Annotated in this window: 16 protein-coding genes; 4 read left to right on the forward strand and 12 right to left on the reverse strand. The window is 45.1% G+C overall.

The window, feature by feature from the left end; translation table 11 throughout:
* Positions 1-59: 59 nt before the first annotated feature.
* The 9 genes from flgJ to flgB all read right to left on the reverse strand — a co-directional run bounded on the left by flgJ (position 60) and on the right by flgB (position 7,600).
* Positions 60-1,037: a flagellar assembly peptidoglycan hydrolase FlgJ gene (flgJ, locus tag HOO90_RS05970; RefSeq protein WP_292840785.1), complete on the reverse strand. Its 978-nt coding sequence runs from the start codon at positions 1,035-1,037 to the stop codon at positions 60-62.
* A gap of 25 nt (positions 1,038-1,062) precedes the next feature.
* Positions 1,063-2,142 carry a flagellar basal body P-ring protein FlgI gene (locus HOO90_RS05975; RefSeq protein ID WP_292840865.1) on the reverse strand — a complete coding sequence of 360 codons (1,080 nt, stop codon included), beginning with the start codon at positions 2,140-2,142 and terminating at the stop codon, positions 1,063-1,065.
* 65 nt (positions 2,143-2,207) lie between these two features.
* Positions 2,208-2,927, reverse strand: coding sequence for a flagellar basal body L-ring protein FlgH (locus tag HOO90_RS05980; protein WP_292840788.1), 720 nt, complete (start codon positions 2,925-2,927; stop codon positions 2,208-2,210).
* Between the two features lie 43 nt (positions 2,928-2,970).
* Positions 2,971-3,753 (reverse strand): flagellar basal-body rod protein FlgG, encoded by a 783-nt coding sequence (flgG, locus tag HOO90_RS05985; protein WP_292840791.1) that lies wholly within the window; start codon positions 3,751-3,753, stop codon positions 2,971-2,973.
* A gap of 150 nt (positions 3,754-3,903) precedes the next feature.
* Positions 3,904-4,644: a flagellar basal-body rod protein FlgF gene (gene flgF, locus HOO90_RS05990; RefSeq protein WP_292840794.1), complete on the reverse strand. Its 741-nt coding sequence runs from the start codon at positions 4,642-4,644 to the stop codon at positions 3,904-3,906.
* Between the two features lie 28 nt (positions 4,645-4,672).
* The gene (gene flgE, locus HOO90_RS05995) at positions 4,673-5,923 is read right to left on the reverse strand and encodes a flagellar hook protein FlgE (RefSeq protein ID WP_292840797.1); all 1,251 of its coding nucleotides are present in this window, start codon (positions 5,921-5,923) and stop codon (positions 4,673-4,675) included.
* 77 nt (positions 5,924-6,000) lie between these two features.
* Positions 6,001-6,681, reverse strand: coding sequence for a flagellar hook assembly protein FlgD (locus tag HOO90_RS06000; protein ID WP_292840799.1), 681 nt, complete (start codon positions 6,679-6,681; stop codon positions 6,001-6,003).
* Positions 6,682-6,747: 66 nt separating this feature from the next.
* Positions 6,748-7,155 carry a flagellar basal body rod protein FlgC gene (flgC, locus tag HOO90_RS06005; protein WP_292840801.1) on the reverse strand — a complete coding sequence of 136 codons (408 nt, stop codon included), beginning with the start codon at positions 7,153-7,155 and terminating at the stop codon, positions 6,748-6,750.
* A 25-nt stretch (positions 7,156-7,180) separates the two neighbouring features.
* The gene (gene flgB / locus HOO90_RS06010) at positions 7,181-7,600 is read right to left on the reverse strand and encodes a flagellar basal body rod protein FlgB (RefSeq protein ID WP_292840803.1); all 420 of its coding nucleotides are present in this window, start codon (positions 7,598-7,600) and stop codon (positions 7,181-7,183) included.
* A gap of 240 nt (positions 7,601-7,840) precedes the next feature.
* On the opposite strand from flgB, the gene flgA reads away from it, so the two are divergent.
* The 4 genes from flgA (at position 7,841) to HOO90_RS06030 (ending at position 15,379) form a co-directional block, all read left to right on the forward strand.
* A complete protein-coding gene (flgA, locus tag HOO90_RS06015) occupies positions 7,841-8,608 on the forward strand; it encodes a flagellar basal body P-ring formation chaperone FlgA (RefSeq protein WP_292840806.1) in 768 nt (255 codons plus the stop codon).
* Between the two features lie 147 nt (positions 8,609-8,755).
* Positions 8,756-9,085 carry a flagellar biosynthesis anti-sigma factor FlgM gene (gene flgM, locus HOO90_RS06020; RefSeq protein ID WP_292840809.1) on the forward strand — a complete coding sequence of 110 codons (330 nt, stop codon included), beginning with the start codon at positions 8,756-8,758 and terminating at the stop codon, positions 9,083-9,085.
* Between the two features lie 13 nt (positions 9,086-9,098).
* The gene (locus HOO90_RS06025) at positions 9,099-9,566 is read left to right on the forward strand and encodes a flagellar protein FlgN (RefSeq protein ID WP_366928745.1); all 468 of its coding nucleotides are present in this window, start codon (positions 9,099-9,101) and stop codon (positions 9,564-9,566) included.
* Between the two features lie 353 nt (positions 9,567-9,919).
* The gene (locus HOO90_RS06030) at positions 9,920-15,379 is read left to right on the forward strand and encodes a PAS domain S-box protein (protein WP_292840816.1); all 5,460 of its coding nucleotides are present in this window, start codon (positions 9,920-9,922) and stop codon (positions 15,377-15,379) included.
* A gap of 17 nt (positions 15,380-15,396) precedes the next feature.
* On the opposite strand, the gene motD is transcribed toward HOO90_RS06030, so the two are convergent.
* The 3 genes from motD to HOO90_RS06045 are packed head-to-tail and all read right to left on the reverse strand — an operon-like array spanning position 15,397 to position 17,738.
* Positions 15,397-16,254, reverse strand: a complete 858-nt coding sequence (motD, locus tag HOO90_RS06035; protein ID WP_292840819.1) for a flagellar motor protein MotD — start codon at positions 16,252-16,254, stop codon at positions 15,397-15,399.
* Positions 16,255-16,278: 24 nt separating this feature from the next.
* The gene (locus tag HOO90_RS06040) at positions 16,279-17,019 is read right to left on the reverse strand and encodes a flagellar motor protein (protein WP_292840822.1); all 741 of its coding nucleotides are present in this window, start codon (positions 17,017-17,019) and stop codon (positions 16,279-16,281) included.
* Positions 17,001-17,738 carry an RNA polymerase sigma factor FliA gene (locus HOO90_RS06045; RefSeq protein ID WP_292840825.1) on the reverse strand — a complete coding sequence of 246 codons (738 nt, stop codon included), beginning with the start codon at positions 17,736-17,738 and terminating at the stop codon, positions 17,001-17,003. The genes HOO90_RS06040 and HOO90_RS06045 overlap by 19 nt, the downstream gene beginning before the upstream one ends.
* Positions 17,739-17,744: the final 6 nt, after the last annotated feature.

The raw sequence follows: 17,744 nt of genomic DNA on the forward strand, positions 1-17,744 counted from the left end.
TACAACTGTAATGACGGTATAAATTGTTAAAACTTTAGGCAGTGCATCGCATTAATTTTTTATGGCAATACTTTCTGTATCACGCTGGCTAATTTACTTGCATAATGCGGGTCAGTTGCGTAGCCCGCTTTTTGCATCGCTTGCGCATAGCCGTTGATATCATTTAAATTTGCCATGACTTTTTCATAGCGTGGGTTATTGCTCATCAAATTGGCAAAATCTTTGAAAGAATCGGCATAGCTGTCATAAGCACGAAATTTCTCGATACGTTTTTGTTTTACGCCATTGATGTATTCTGTGGTGGTTGCTTCAACGACTTTGCCCTCCCAGTTGCCGGTTGCTTTAATACCAAACAGGTTGTTACTAGGCGTACCGTCTTGGCCTTTTAATTCACGTTTACCCCAGCCACTTTCAAGGGCCGCTTGACCGAGCATTAAGTGAGCAGGCACACCCGTAGCGCGGCTCGCTTCGGCGGCATGCTGTGCCATCCGTGTTTGAAACTCTGCGGCACTACCAGAGAGCGATTGCGTATTTAAGGGATTGTTGTTGGTTAATACAGGTTTTGTTATAGCTGAATTAGCCGCAGTTACAGTTGATTTGTTGCTACTTGGCGAGAGCGGATTGCTAATTATCGGGTTAGAAAAAGCGCCATAAGATGAGCCTGAATTTAAACTTGCACCAGCATTTGGCTGCACATCGCTTACTGCTTGTTCCATACTATTTGCGGCAATGTCAGTGCCTTTAGAGAGTTGTCTGGCGAGCACATCCGCAAGACCTAGCCCTTTTGAGGCTAGGTTGCTACTCAGTTGCTGATCAAGCATCGAAGTGAATGTACGGCTTTGTTCATTGTCAAACGGGCTGTCCTGCGAGGAGGCCTCGCGCATGCTTTTCAGCATCATGTTCATAAATATCGCCTCAAATTGCTTGGCAACGCCTTTAATTGCTTCAGGTGAATTTTCTTTGGCGGCTTGCTTCAGGTTGTTTAAACCATTCGCATCAAAAGCCACTTTGCCAGATAAATCAGCACTATTCATCATCACAAATTCTCGCTATTTAGCATGATTAGATGACCTCTAAGTCAGCACGCAATGAGCCGGCTGCCTTCATGGCTTGCAAGATGGCCAGTAAGTCCTGCGGTGTTGCACCAATTGCGTTAAGTGCTTTTACAACGTCCGACAGATTGGTGCCGCTATTCAGTTTTAATACCTTGCCTGGTTCTTTATTTATTTCAATTTGTGAGCGTGCGGTTGATACCGTTTGTCCACTTGAGAGTGCGCCTGGCTGACTAATGACAGGGTCAGTATTGATAACGACCGTGAGGTTGCCGTGTGATACCGCGCAGTTTTCGAGTGTGACGGCTTGGTTCATCACCACAGAACCGGTACGTGCATTTAAAATAACTTTAGCATTGGTGGCGGCAGGGGCTACATTAATGGCTTCCAGTGCGGCTAAGAAACTAACGCGACTGCTATCGGCTGGCGCTTGCACGCGAATAACACGGCCATCTTGAGCATTGGCCGTATTAGCACCGAAGCGGCGATTAATAGCGTCTACCACTAAGGTTGCAGTTGAAAAGTCAGACTCTTTTAACTCTAAATTAACACCATCGGTTTGACTGATGGTGTTTGGAATCGTACGTTCTACCGTTGCTCCATCGGAGATGCGACCGACGCTGAGGTGATTGATCTGTGTTTGGCTACCATTGGCCGCAGCACCGACGCCCCCCACCACCAAGTTGCCTTGTGCCATGGCGTAAATCTGACCGTCTGCACCTTTTAACGGTGTCATTAGCAGGGTGCCACCACGCAGACTTTTTGCGCTACCCATGGATGAAACCGTCACATCTAAGGTTTGTCCAGGCTGGGCAAACGCTGGCAAAGTGCCAGTGATAATCACTGAAGCCACGTTTTTCATTTGCACACTAGTGCCTGCTGGCAAGTTAACCCCCATTTGCTGCATCATGTTAATCATGCTTTGAACGGTATACGGTGTTTGGTCGCCCGTGCCGTCTAGTCCCACTACTAAGCCATAACCCATGAGTTGGTTGCTTCTTACGCCTTGAATCGTCGCTAAATCTTTTAGTCGCTCCGCGTGAGCAGGTTGAATAAACATTAAGCCACAAAAAAAGGCTAGGCAAGCCATATCCAAACAATTTTTTGGTTTAATTTTTGATGCTAATTTTGCAAAACCGTTTGTCATATCAACCTTTACAGTGTGGCAATGCTTAAGAAAAAGCGTGCCAATAGTGACGCCACGCCAGCGGCATCAATTTTAGTGTTGGTTCTATATTCAATGCGTGCATCTGCTACTTTGTTGGACGGTACAAAGTTACCAACGGTAATGCTGTCTGGGTTGATTACGCCAGAGAAGCGCACAAACTCAGTGCCTTTATCTAAGGAAACCTGTTTTTCGCCGCCCACTACTAAATAGCCGTTGGCTAAAACTTCAACTACCGTTACCGTAATTGCGCCAGTAAATACATTGCTGGCTTTTTCATCGGCTTTATCTTTATAAGAGAGTGCTGAACTGCCAGAAACCGCAGTCTTAGGCATCGGTTTGCCAAATAAACTAGTGATTACGCCTTCGGCTTTTCCATCTTTACTGGCAGAACTTTCACCAGCTTTGGTGGCTGAGGTATTTTCTACAATATTGATGGTGACAATGTCGCCGACAAAGCGTGGACGTCTGTCTTCAAACAAAGGGCGATAAGCTGCGGAATTAAATATTGCACCACTATTGGCTTTAACCGGCGTTGTGGCTTGTGGCTTAGCGGTCATGGGTTGTTTAACAATGGTATCGGGAGTAATGGCACAGCCAGTAGCCAATAAGCTTATGGCAATCAGTAAGCTAATTTGCGCATAAACACGCGCCAATATTCGTTTGGCAAAGGCTATTTTTACGGTTCTATGATGGAGAATGTTTAACATAATCGACTCAATATTGAGAGTATAAATTGTGAGTATTAAAAAATTACATCTGAGTTAATTTTTGCAACATCTGGTCGGATGTTGTAATCGCTTTACTGTTAATTTCATATGCGCGTTGGGTTTGAATCATGTTCACCAACTCTTCCACTACGTTAACGTTAGACGTTTCCACATAACCCTGAGTTAACAAACCAGCACCATTGGTGCCAGGTGTGTTCACAGTGGCATTGCCAGAAGCTGTTGTTTCTACGTAAAGGTTTTCACCTTTTGCCTGTAATCCGGCGGTATTGATAAAGGTTGAAAGTTGCAAAGTGCCGACCTGTGTTGCAGCAACAGAGCCTGCCACAGTTACTGACACTGTGCCATCGCGAGCTATCGTTAGGCTTTGCGCTGTGGCTGGAATAGTAATGGCAGGTTGAACTGCAAAGCCGCTCGAAGTAACGAGCTGGCCTTGGCTGTCCACTTGGAAAGAGCCATCGCGTGTGTAGGCGGTTGTGCCATCTGGTAGTAAAACCTGAAAGAACCCTGCACCCTGAATCGCCACATCTTTATCGTTACTGGTGGCTTGCAGATTACCTTGGCTGAAAATCCGTTCTGTCGCAACGGGTCTAACCCCTGTACCTAATTGTAAACCAGAAGGCAACTGTGTTTGTTGTGAGCTTTGCGCGCCAGGCTGACGGATGTTTTGATAGAGTAAGTCTTCAAATACCGCGCGTGAGCGCTTAAAGCCATTGGTGCTGACGTTAGCCAAGTTGTTGGCAATCACGTCCATTTGTGTTTGTTGGGCATCAAGGCCAGTTTTTGAAATCCAGAGTGAGCGTATCATTTTAATTTCCCTTTTAGCAAAACTTGCCAGCGGAGCTGGGTTAGTTGTGCTTATCAGTTTATCGTGTGCAAAAATCAGCCATTTGCTTGAATTATCGAAATGCTGATTGATTTAATCTAATCCTATAAATCAATATTAACTCAGACAACATCAACTCAAACTGAGGAGTTGAGCGGCTTTATTAGCGTTATTCTCAGCGCTTTGCATCAATTTCATTTGCATTTCGAATTGTCTGGCCAGGCTAATCATCGTCACCATGGCATCCACCACGTTGACATTGCTGCTTTCCAAAGCGCCGCTGACCACATGCACGTTGGCATCAACTTCAGCAGGGGTGCCGTTTTTAGTGGTGAACAAACCGTCTTCTGCCCGCACTAAATCTGCCTCTGGCGGGTTCACCAATTTTAAACGGCCTAATACATTGGTTGGGCCAGGTTTGGCGCCATTGGCAACGGTTGAAACCGTCCCGTCTTTTGCAATTGAGACGGCTACATCTGGCGGAATGCTAATAGGCCCGCCATCACCTAATATAGTTAATCCATTGGCGGTCTGTAACACGCCGTTTTCACTTACTTTGAGAGAGCCGTTGCGGGTGTAGCCTTCAGAGCCATCGGAACGCTGCACGGACAACCAACCTTTACCTTGAATCGCCACATCTAACTCGCGGTTGGTTGATTGAATCGCGCCAGCATTAAAGTCTGCACCTACGGTTGAGTCCACCACAAAGGCGCGCGTGGGCAAACCATTGCTGATCACAGGCACTGCCCGAAACGAGTCCACTTGAGCCTTAAAACCCGTCGAAGTGACATTGGCTAGGTTATGGGCGGTGGTGGCCTGTTGTTCCAGTATGTGCTTAGCGCCTGTCATGGCGGTATAAATCATGCGATCCATCGCGGCTCTCCTAAATTTTTAGATGCTATTAACGAAGGTTAACCAGTGTTTGTAGCACTTGATCTTGCGTTTTAATGGTTTGGGCATTGGCCTGATATACACGTTGTGCCGTAATCATATTGACCAATTCTGCCGTCAGATCTACGTTTGAATCTTCAACCGATGATGCTTGTAAAACGCCTAAAGATCCAGTATTCGGCGTGCCTACCAACGCAGGGCCAGATGTCGCGCTCTCAGACCAGGCATTACCGCCTAAAGATTGCAAACCATTGGGATTGGTAAAGTTTGCCAATACTAATTGCCCCAATGTTTTTGATTGGCCATTCGTGTAACGTCCAACAATCGTGCCATCGGCGCCCGTATTAAAGCCTGCTAAGCGGCCCGAGGTGAAGCCATCTTGCGTTAAACTATTTACGCTGAAGTTAGAGCCAAACTGCGTGCTACCAGAATAATCTAAAGTCATTGGTACGGGCGTGGTTGCACCAGTAGTTACAGGAAACGAAACTAAGGGTAATGATGCAGGCGCAGGGCCAGTGACTGCGCTAGTCACAGTTGGCGAAGTTCCAGTACCAGTAAATGTCATTGTGGCGGTTGGCGTTGGCATCGTCGTTGTTAACGTGCCATCTGCTGTTGTAAAGACACTCCAAGCACCAGGAGCTGTTTTTACGAAGAAGCTTTGCAAGGTGTGGGCATTGCCTAAGCTATCAAACGCAGTAATTGCGGTTGAGTTATGATAAGTTGTCGGGTCAGCAGGATTGAATAAGGCGGCGGATAATGGGGTGTTGCGTGAATCAAGATTGATTAATCCGGTCACCGCGGCGGTGGCAGAAGGTTGCAAATCGGATGTGTTGATATTCAGCTCCGCAGGTGCACCTGTCGATAGCGTGCCACTAGCGTCGGCAGCATAGCCAGTCAAACGTTTATTAGAAGCATCGACAATATAACCAAATTTATCCATTTGGAATTGGCCATTGCGTGAATAGGTAATCGCGCCATTGTTACTCATGCGGAAAAAGCCGCCGCCGTTAATGGCGATATCCAACGAGTTATTGGTGCTGGTGATGTTACCTTGCGTGAATTGCTGGGCAACGTTAGACAGTTTGGTACCAATACCAATTTGTGTTGCACCACCGCCTGTCAATGAATTGGCAAATACATCGGCAAACTCAGCACGCGATTGCTTAAAGCCTACCGTGTTGGCGTTGGATACGTTATTGCCAATCACCTCTAGTTGTTTTGATGCTGCATTTAAACCGCTTAAACCTTGTTGAAAACTCATGGTGTTCTCCTGTTGTTTCTATTGATGTTGTTTCTATTGAATAGTGTTGATTGATGCAAATTCTAAGATTATAAAAATTAGAAAATCTCTTTTACATCACTGGTGCTCACGCTGGCTAAGTTACTTAAATTAAGTTTCACTCCGCTCGCGCCGTTTGACACACTCATGACTTCGGCATAATTCAAACCCTCTGCGGCAGCGCTTTTGCCAGAAATAGTTGCACTGACAGTGAATTTATAACTGCCGGTCTTTGCTACTGAGCCATCCTCGGCAAAGCCATCCCAATTCAATGGAATACTGCCTGCCTGCTGTGCCCCGAGGTTCAATGTTCGGATAGTTGCGCCTGCTGTATCTTGAATGGTGACGCTCAGTTTATCTGCGCCAATCGGTAGATCGACGCCAAAATAGCCGCCTGTACCAGAAGTGCTAACGGCATTGCCCGGCACTAACACGTTATGACCAATCATGTTGGCGGCTTGATACGATTGCCCCGTTTGTACGCTACCAATGAGCGACTCCACCGTGTTGTTCAATTTGTCGATGCCGGTAACTGTTGAGAGCTGTGCCATTTGGCTAGTGACTTGCGCATTGTCCATCGGGTTTAATGGATCTTGATTTTTCATTTGCGTCACAAGTAAAGTCATGAATCGATCTTGCGTTTCATTCACTTTAGCCGTGCTTGAATTTTTTTTGCCATTTACGCTATCCAACAGCGCTTGTGAGGCTGCGTTAGCGGTGCTTTGTACTGAGGTGGCCATGTTATTTACCTTTACTTTTTAAATTTGAAAATCAACTTACTGTTGTAACTTTATTTATAGGTCAACTTATTGTTGACCTATGGTCAACGTTTTAAGTAGCATGGTTTTAGCGGCGTTCATGGTTTCTACGTTGTTTTGGTAGGCACGTGAGGCAGAAATCATGTTCACCATTTCTTCGGTTACATTGACATTTGGCATGGTGACGTAGCCTTTTTCATTGGCGAGCGGGTGTTTGGGGTCATACACCACTTTCGCGGGGGATGTGTCTTCCACAACCTTCAGTACTTTCACGCCGCTGGCGTCTTGTGAGGCTGTCGGAGTGGCGCTAAATACTACCTGCTTGGCTTTATAGGGCGTGCCGTTAGCGCTGGTTGCACTGTCTGCATTGGCTAAGTTACTGGCAACCGTGTTTAAGCGCTGTGCTTGCGCACTCATGGCAGAACCAGAAATATTGAATACATTAAATAATGACATTTTTCTCTCCTATCCAAATATCGGATTATTGACCTTGTATGGCGGCAAGCATTTTTTTGAGCTGGGCGTTAATCAGCGTTAAACTGGCCTCATAGCGAATCGCATTGTCTGCAAACTGGTTACGTTCTACATCCATATCCACCGTGTTGCCATCTACGCTACCTTGTATAATCGGTCGGAACATGGCAGAACCTGGTGCGCCACTTGAGATGCTGGAATTGGTCGGCAAGCTATCTAAATGCAATGCCGATGTTTTACTGGCTTTAAAGGCTTCAGTATTGATGCCTGCAGTAGCACTTTGCATGGCGCTTTTAAAATCAATGTCACGCGCTTTGTAATTGGGCGTGTCGGCATTGGCAATATTCGCCGCGATTAACTCCTGGCGCTGACCGCGCACCCTGAGTGCGTTTTGGTGAAAACTCAAAGCTTCGTCTAATCTATTCATTTTCAAATTCCTTTACTAACAGCTTGTGATTTTTTTAAGCAACTTTAAAAAAACGTCTAAAAACCGCCTAAAGAAATGCCACTTTTTGCCGATAACATTTATGGATGCAAGTCTAGAGTTAAAAGGATCAGATTGATTGTGAAAGTAAAAGGGTAAAACTAGCCCTTTTCTTAGTTTTACTTGTCGGTTGAATCCGTAGAATACCTAATTGAGTTTTTACCATTTGGAATGGAGTTCAATATGGACGATGAAGGCGGGCATTTTAAAATTAACATAGAAGCATTGTTATTTATGCTGGCGTGCCTATTGTTGACGTCAATATGTTTGGCAGAGCCTATGCCAGTTGCAAAACAAATTGTAGCAACGCTTGAAAAGCCAAACCTAAATCAGAATTTGGCCAGTGTAAAAATTAAGATTAATGAATTTTTAGAAACGCAAGCGATTGGTTATCCAGGCAAAGTAAAAGTACAAGTAGGCGCAATTGACCAGAATTTAAAATTGGCACAATGTCCAGAGGTGCAAGTTTTTTTGCCAGCTGGCAGCCGTGCTTGGGGTAGGACTAGTGTCGGGGTGCGTTGTAACGCGCCCAATGTTTGGACGATTTACGTGCAAGCTACCGTAAATGTGATGGCGCAATATTTGGTGGCTGCCGCGCCATTGGCGCAAGGGCAGGTGGTGACAAGTCAGGATGTACTGTTTGAAAAAGGCGATTTAACGCAGTTGCCCGCAGGTGTTTTTACCGATCAAGCTCAAGTCATTGGACGCACTGTCAATATCTCGATGGGTGCAGGCAGTGTGCTAAGACAAGAGATGTTAAAGATTGCACCTGTGGTGCAACAGGGACAAGCGGTGATGGTTACTTCAAAAGGCACTGGCTTTAGTGTGTCAGCAGAAGGCTTGGCAATGGCTAAGGCCAATGAAGGACAAGTTGTGCAGGTAAAGGTTGCCAGCGGCCAAGTCGTAACGGGGATTGCCCGAAATGGTGGTCAGGTAGAAGTCGGGTTTTGAACGTGGTTTTTTAGATTATTCTCGTGAATAAAAACACAATCAATAAAAAACGCACAAAAGTATTAAAGTTCGCTTAAACTATGCCGATATAAGCAATATGGATGCGTTTATTAAGCATAGAAATTTAGCGAAAAAGGATGAAATATCATGAAAATCAATGACTCAATCAAGAATTCAGCAGGACTTGGTGTTGATAAAGCAGGCGCGGGAAAAGCAGATTCTGCAGCGGCTAAAAAGGCGCAAGCAGAAGTAGCTTCTACTGGAGCCAAGGCGGTTGAGAACGTGACCTTATCGCCCTTGTCTGCACAATTAAAGTCGTTAGAGCAAAAAGTAGCTTCTAGCAGTGCTTTTGATGTGCAAAAGGTCGATGCGATTAAATCCGCTATTGCCAGCGGCCAATTTAAAGTGGATGCCGAAAAAGTGGCCGATGGCCTGATTTCTTCAGTAAAAGATTTGTTGACCACCCAAAAACCATGAGGACAATATGAACATGACGACTTCTAAGCAAGCCATCTCTTTTGAGCAAGATGCAAAATTGGTGAACAGTCTGCTGGAACTACTTACGCGCGAGCAATCGAGCTTGGTGGTAGTGGATGTCGATGGAATAGAAGCGTTAATGGAAGAAAAGTCCGAGTTATTGCAACGCATTAACCTTGCTGCAAAAAGTCGTTATTCAGCCTTAGCGGTCAGTGGTTTTGAGTCAAATGAATCTGGCATGACCGCTTGGTTAAAAAGCCAATCCTACCCCGCCCTAAATGCCGCTTGGGAAAAGTTTCAAAAATCTATCCTGCAAGCTAAAGAAATGAACCGCTTAAACGGCATTTTAATTGGCAAGCATTTCAACCGCAACCAGCAATTACTCAATCATCTGCAAGGCAATAGCAGCGCGGGTGCTGTTTATAGTAAGAGTGGTCAAGCAAAATCCAACGCTACTTCACGTTCATCTTTAACCGCCTAGCTGTTTTCATAAAACAATTTATGGTATCTTAATGGCATCAAGCTTATTGCTGCCTAGACGTATGAGCCAATTTATATTTCGTGTTGACTAACTTTAAAAAAAGTAGCACGATGGCGCCTATATGTTCAAAAATAATGAACTAGATATATAAAAATATACTAAAGGGGCGTGTCCAGTGACGTGGGCATGTTAAAGCCAGTGGGGATACATTCTTTTTGTTTTAGTTTTCAACTAAAAGCGCAGTCACCATTGTCTCAATTGCTCTGTTGGGGCATGATTTCCCGTGAGTTGTTGAATAGTAATTCACACGCCAATTCAGTTTTAATCAGCAATTTCATTTCTAGCCAACGTCAATGAAAAATCAGAATCAACAATTAGCACTCCTTTCTAACCAGTTAGCATACTTGCTCAAAGCCAATAATGGTGCGCTGATTAGCAGTGTGATTCTCGCTTCTATCTTGGCTTACATGATGCGTGATGCGGTTCCGCTGACCCTGATTTTCTCTTGGTGGGCTTTGCTGATTGTGGTAACAATTGGCCGAATGCTGGTTCTGTTTCGATACAAACGCCAGCCAGTGCATGATATTGCATCACTACAAGCCCGTTTGAAAGTTTTCCGTTTTGGTGTTTTGATTGGTGGTTTGCTCTGGGGCTTAGCAGGGTTGCTGATGTTCCCTGAAATCAATAGCGAGCATCGAATTTTTCTGATATTCACCTTGGTTGGCATCTCAAGTGGTGTGGTGATATCTTACGGCGTTGATCGATTTAGTGCGGCCCTCTTTGCTTTACCCATCATTCTGCCCTTAATCATTCTGCTGTTAATGAGTGGCGATGCCTTCTCCTTAGCAATGGGCTTGGTTGGTATTGTCTATCTTGCTTATCTTTATGTCAGTGTATCGCAATCGAATAAAAGTTTATTCGAGAACTTTAATCTGCAGTTTCAAGCGAATGAACGCGAAAAACTCATCGCATCGAATGCGGTAATGCATCAAACCATACTCGATCGAGCAATGAATGGCTTCTGGTTAACCGATTTTCAAGGGAAGTTATTACAAGTTAACGAAGCTTACTGCCGGATGAGTGGTTATAGCCAGCAAGAGTTACTTGAACTGCACGTGCATGATTTAGATGCGAACGAATCCTCTGAAGTAAATGTTAGGCATAAGGATGACATTCTAAGTCAGGGTGAAGGTCGCTTTGAAACCGTGCATAAACGCAAAGATGGCAGTATGTTTGAAGTAGAAGTAAGCGCACAGTTTAGTGCTGCCGATGGTGGGCAGTTTGTGGTTTTTATACAAGATATTACTGAGCGTAAAAAACTGCAAACGGTGCAGGAGGATGAGCAACTTAGACTTAAGAAAATTGCGAGTCGCTTAAGTGGTGTTGTGTATGAATTTAGGCTACGCCCTGATGGAAGTGCTTGCTTTCCATACGCGAGTGAGGCTATCAAGCAAATATATCGAGTAAGCCCTGAAGAAGTACGCGAAGATGCTTCTAAAGTATTCGATATACTTCATCCTGACGATTACGACAAAGTCGCGAAGTCAATTCAAGAATCAGCAAAAAATCTAAGCCCATGGAGCCTAGAGTATCGCGTGAAATTTGCTGATGAAAGCGTGCATTGGCTACATGGAAATGCATTGCCAGAACAAGAGTCAAGCGGCGCAATACTTTGGCATGGTTATATTACGGATATTACCGAGCGCAAGCAGATTGAACAGGACTTAGTTGATAGTGAATATCGCTGGAAGTTCGCGATTGAAGGCTCTGGAGACGGTGTATGGGATTGGAATATTAAGACTGATCAGGTTAAGTTTTCCAAACGCTGGAAAGAAATGTTGGGATATGCTGAAAATGATGATTTAGAAACCGGTAAGGCTTGGGTAAATCTGATACATCCCGATGATCAGACACGGGTAGCCGAGACTCTTCAATCTTACTTGGACGGCAAATCTCCAAGTTACGTGGTTGAATTTCGCATGCAGTGTAAGGATCAAAGTTATAAGTGGATTCTTGCCCGTGGATTGGTGGTGAGTCAGAGCGAAGATGGTAAGCCGTCACGCATGCTCGGTACACATACTGATATTACCCAACGTAAACAATCGGAAATTGAACTTAGCATCGCCGCGACTGCTTTTGAATCGCAAGAAAGCATTATGATTTGCGATGCAAATAAGGTAATGGTACGTGTGAATGATGCCTTTATTAAAACTACGGGTTATAGCGCTCAGGAAGCGATTGGTAAAACTCCCTCAATATTGAGTTCTGGCCGTCACGATGGCGCATTTTATAAAGCGATGTGGGAGATTATTAATAGCACAGGAAAATGGAGCGGCGAAGTTTGGAATAAGCGTAAGAATGGTGAAATTTATCCAGAACAACTTACTATTAGTACAGTGAAAGATGCCAATGGAGAAGTGGCATATTATCTAGGCTCTGTGGTTGATATTACTGAGCGCGAGAAAACAGAACAAGAGTTAATTGAAAGTGAGTATCGCTGGAAGTTTGCGATTGAGGGGGCTGGTGACGGGGTGTGGGATGTTAATGTGCAGACCAATGAAGCTAAGTATTCTAAACGTTGGGCACAAATGCTGGGTTATGAGGAAGACGATATTCTACCAAGCCGAGAAGAGTGGATAAGTCGACTCCACCCCGAAGACAAAGACCGAGTGCTGAATGCTGGGCAAGATTATCTGGATGGGAAAGCCAATAGTTATGTTGTCGAATATCGCCTGAAGTGCAAAGACGAAAGTTATAAGTGGATGCTGAGTCGCGGTATGGTGGTTAGCCATAGCGAAGACGGAAAAGCACTGCGTATGATTGGTACGCAAGAGGACATTACCGAGCGCAAACTCGCCGAAGAAAAATTAAAACGCATGCAAGTTGAACTAATGGAATCGCATGAACGTTATGTAGACTTGTATGAATTTGCGCCGATTGGCTATTTGTCAGTCAATCAGCATGGCATGATTGCTGAAGTGAATTGGAAGGTGACTGCGCTACTTGGCTTGCCACGCAAACAGATTAATCAGCATCGCATGGAGCAATTTATCGCTGAAGATGATAAGGGCCGTTGGCGCCGTCAGTTTGCCATTATGAAAGAACTGCAAGGTGGCGAGGAATTGAGCTTAGATCTGAATATGATGAACGATGACGGCACTACGTTTAATGCCAGCCTGCATTGTCTGCGAATGGATGACGATGAAGATCAGCCCATTCTACGCATCACCATTGAAGATGTAACTCAGCTTAGACAAGCGGAACTTGCCTCAAAAATACGAGAAGGTTACCAGCGTTCGCTGCTAGACAATTTCCCCTTCATGGTTTGGCTGAAAGACAATAAACATCGCTACCTTGCGGTCAATCAGGCTTTTGCTAATGCCAGTGGTTTTGCATCCGAGGAGTTGCTACGCGGTAAATCAGATTTAGAAGTCTGGCCGAGAGAATTAGCAAAAAAATACCGTGAGGATGATATTGCCGTTATTAATGATGGGCAACCAAAGGCTGCTGAAGAGATGATACAAATCAATGGTCAGTCCGTCTGGTTTGAAACTTATAAATCGCCTGTCACAATTGATGGTCAAGTAGTTGGTACGGTTGGTTTTGCACGCGACATTAATCTACGTAAACGGTTTGAAATGTTTGAGCAGTTCCGCAGTCACATTCTTGGTTTATTGATTGAAGATATTAAGCTAGATCAGATATTGGAAGAAGTTGTGCTGGGCGTGGAAAAATGTAACCCTGGAATGATTTGTAGCATTCTTATGCTGGATTTGGATGGCAGGCATTTGGTGAATATAGTCGCACCAAATTTACCGCCTTTCTATAATGCAGCTATTGATGGTATTGAAATTGGTTTGGGCGTCGGCTCTTGTGGCACTGCGGCGTTTACAGGAGAGCGAGTGATTGTAGAAGATATCGCCACACATCCGTATTGGGAAAATTACAAAGAGCTTGCGCTAAGCTCTGGCTTGGCCGCTTGTTGGTCTGAGCCTATTTTGGCTTCCAGCGGAAAAGTGCTCGGTACTTTTGCAATTTATCATCAAGAACCGCACGCCCCGAGTGATGCAGACATAAAAATGATTGCGCAAATTGCTAATCTGGCCAGCATCGCGATTGAACGTAAAAATGCAGAAGATGATCTTCGCATTGCCTCCATTGCGTTTGAATCGCAAGAAGGCATGATGGTGACAGACGCTAAAAACATTATTTTAAAAGTGAATAAAGCTTTCTGTGATATTACTGGCTATACAGTAGAAGAGGCCATCGGCCACACGCCGCGTTTGCTGAGTTCTAGTCAGCATACCGAAGGTTTTTATGATGCACTATGGGAATGTGTACATGCCACGGGGCATTGGGCCGGTGAAGTGTATAACCGCCGTAAAAATGGCGAGGTATTCCCGCAACATTTAACGGTAACCGTTGTAAAAGATGCTTACGGTGTTGTGACTAACCATGTGGCGACTTTAACCGACATCACCATGAATAAAGCCGCAGCGGAAGAAATTAAGCATCTGGCGTTTTACGATTCCCTCACAGGCTTGCCGAATCGACGTTTGATGGTGGATAGGCTTAACCAGGCCTTAGTGTTTAGTAACCGAACTGGGCGCGATGGGGCGGTGCTATTTTTGGACCTTGACCATTTTAAAACGCTGAATGATTCCTTGGGCCACGATGTAGGCGACTTGCTGCTACAGCAAGTGGCTGAACGTTTATCAGCCTGTGTACGTGAGGGTGATACTGTTGCGCGTTTAGGTGGCGATGAATATGTAGTGTTGCTAGAAGACTTAAGTGAAGTGGCGACTGAGGCGGCCGCCCAGGTTGAGTTGATTGGCGAAAAAATTCTGGCTTCGCTTAATGCGGCCTATCAGCTTGGTCAGCACGAATATCATTGCACGCCAAGCGTAGGCGTGGCGCTGTTCAGCAATCATAATCAATCGCAAGAAGAGCTCTTGAAACATGCAGATATCGCCATGTATCAGGCCAAAAAAGCCGGTAGAAATACCATACGATTCTTTGATCCAAAAATGCAGGAAGTGATTAATACGCGGGTGGACCTTGAGCGCGAATTGCGCAAAGCGTTAGAAAAACATCAACTTCATTTGTATTATCAAATTCAGGTCGACGTTTCGGGCCGTGCGATGGGTGCAGAAGCGCTAATTCGCTGGTTGCATCCTGAGCATGGTTTGGTTTCGCCCTTCCACTTTATTCCATTAGCTGAAGAAACAGGTTTGATATTGCCGATTGGTCAGTGGGTGTTGGAAACCGCTTGCGCTCAGCTAAAAAGTTGGGAAAAGCATGAACTCACACGTGATTTGACGCTATCAATTAACGTCAGCGCTAAGCAATTCCGTCAAGCCGATTTCGTAAACCAAGTACAAGAAGCCATTAAACGATACGCCATTAATCCGATGCGGCTAAAACTGGAACTTACAGAGAGCATGCTTTTGGATAACATTGAAGACACAGTCGCCACCATGAATAAATTGAAAGAGGTGGGAATTCGCTTCTCGCTTGATGATTTTGGTACAGGCTATTCTTCTTTACAATATCTCAAGCGTTTACCTTTGTATCAGCTCAAAATTGACCAGTCCTTTGTGCGCGATATCGCGGTCGATAGCAGTGATCAAGCGATTGTGCGTACCATCATTGCAATGGCGCATACGCTTAATTTAAACGTCATCGCCGAAGGTGTAGAAACCGAAGAGCAGCAAGGCTTATTGCTCAATAACGGCTGCACTCATTACCAAGGTTATTTCTTCGGCAGGCCTGTGCCGATTGAGCAGTTTGAAGTGCTATTAGCCAACGGCTGAAATTAGGTGCTGTCGGTTTAAGGCTTAAGCGTTTTAGGTGCTTCAGCTTGTGTGGCGGGGCTTTGAGGTGTTATTTCCAATCCAAAGCCTGTTTGATTTTGCGCTTCAGTCTGACCTTCGTACAGAATCATTATCGACACGCGACGGTTTTTGGCGCGTCCTTCTACGCTGACGTTCTCGGCAAGCGGTTGCGTTGAGCCAAAACCAAGCGCACTTAATCTTGCCTCAGCAATACCTGCATCGCTTAACATTCTCACTACGCTACTAGCGCGTACCGCAGAGAGTTCCCAGTTTGAGAAAAAAGTCTCGTTGTGAATGGCGATATTATCGGTATGCCCTTCTACTTGTATCAAGCGTTCATTGTCTTTAATCAATGTGGCTACTTCATTCAGCACGCCAGAGGCTGCTGACGCTAAATCAGCCGAACCTGGGCTAAATAACAGACTGTCGTTGATGTCGATACGAATGCCGCGATTATTTTGCATCACGCGTACTTTATTCTCGTTAATCAATGGTGCGAGTTTGTTTGAGATATCAACCGCCATGCGTGTCATGGCTTCACGCTCGCGGCGCATTTTCTCGTTGTAAAGGTGCGTTAGCGGTAAGGGTTTAACAACGGAGTAGGGTTGCCCTTTGAGTTTGTTGTTCGCACCTGAAATGGGCTTACTGTTGATTTTGATTGGGCTTGAAATGCTGCCACCAGTAAACGCGTTGCCCATGGAAGACATTAGCTCATTGTATTTACCCTGATTGACCGAGGAAATGGAATACATCACCACAAAAAATGCAAAGAGCAGGGTGATGAAATCGGCGTAAGAAACCAGCCAGCGGTCTGTGCTTTCTTCGTCATCGTCAAGGGGCGGTCTTCTAATCATACGAGTTCTAAAATGGAAATTTGATTAGCGAAGGTAAGCCAACAGACGTTCTTCAACGATTCTGGGATGATCGCCACTGGCAATCGAGACCCAGGCATTTAATAGCATTTCACGACGCATCATTTCATGTTGTATTAATGCTTTAAGTTTATTGGAAATAGGCAAGAACACTAAATTAGCTAAACCCACGCCATAGATGGTGGCAACAAACGCCACGGCAATGCCGCTACCCAGTTTGCTTGGGTCAGAAAGGTTTTCCATCACATGAATCAAACCGAGTACCGCACCTAAAATGCCAACGGTAGGCGCATAGCCGCCAGCGGCATTCCATATTTTTGCAGCATTGCGTTGTTGAATTTCGTAAAAATGCATATCAATCGCCATGACTTGGCGTAACTTGTCTGGCGGTGTGCCGTCAATCATCAGCCTTAAGCCTTTTTGGATGAAAGGTTCAGTCTCTTTTTTCATGTACGGCTCTAACATGAAAATACCTTCTTTGCGGGCAAAGTGGCTCCATTGGTTAATGCGTTTGGCGAGTTCCTGCCTGTCATCGATAGGTGGAGAAAATACTTGGCGCACAAAAAGCAGCCCAGCAATAAAGTTTTTGGTATTGGTTTGCACTAATACCGCACCAAAGGTGCCGCACATCACAATTAAAAAGGCCGCAGGCTGAATCAGCGAGCCAATTTGCCCGCCTTCCACTGCTTGGCCGACTAATATGCCGATTAAGGCAAGGGCTAAGCCACCTAAGCTACTCCAGTCCATGATCTCTCTTTTAAATTCGCGCGTAATCTTGCCACAGCCTGGCTATGTAATTGGCATACACGTGATTCAGAAACATTCATCACCGCACCAATTTCTTTTAAATTTAGTTCCTGCTCGTAATAAAGCCCCATCAGTATTTTTTCACGTTCAGGCAGGGAGGTAATGGCATCGACTAGCGCTTCACGGAAGTCACCATCGAGTAGCACTTTAATGGGATCGCCACTGTCGCTATCGGTATTAAAACGGTCAAGAAAGTGTTCACCATTTTCAGATTCATGAAAATCTTCATAATAAATGAGCTGATGGCCGCCGCTGTCACCCAACATTTCGTAATAATCATCGAGTGATAATTGTAATTTTTTTGCCACTTCGCTTTCTGTTGGCGGTTTACCGAGTTGTTGTTCAAGCTGGCTGATGGCACTTTCTACGTCGCGCATGTTCTTACGCACACTGCGTGGAAGCCAATCAGCACTGCGCAATTCGTCCAACATCGCACCGCGAATTCTTTGCACCGCATAGGTTTCAAACTGTGCACCGTGGGTGTCTTCATAGCGATTAATCGCGTCTAGCAAACCCATCATGCCAGCTTGCACCAAATCATCCAGTTCTACACTAGGTGGCAGCTTGGCTTTAAGCTGATAAGCGAGTTTTTTTACCAATACGGCGTGTTTGTTCAACAGTTCGTCTTTTTGGTCTTTTTTTCCATAAACGGTATACATAGTGAA

This window comes from Methylotenera sp., assembly GCF_013141425.1.
Taxonomy (GTDB): Bacteria; Pseudomonadota; Gammaproteobacteria; order Burkholderiales; family Methylophilaceae; genus Methylotenera.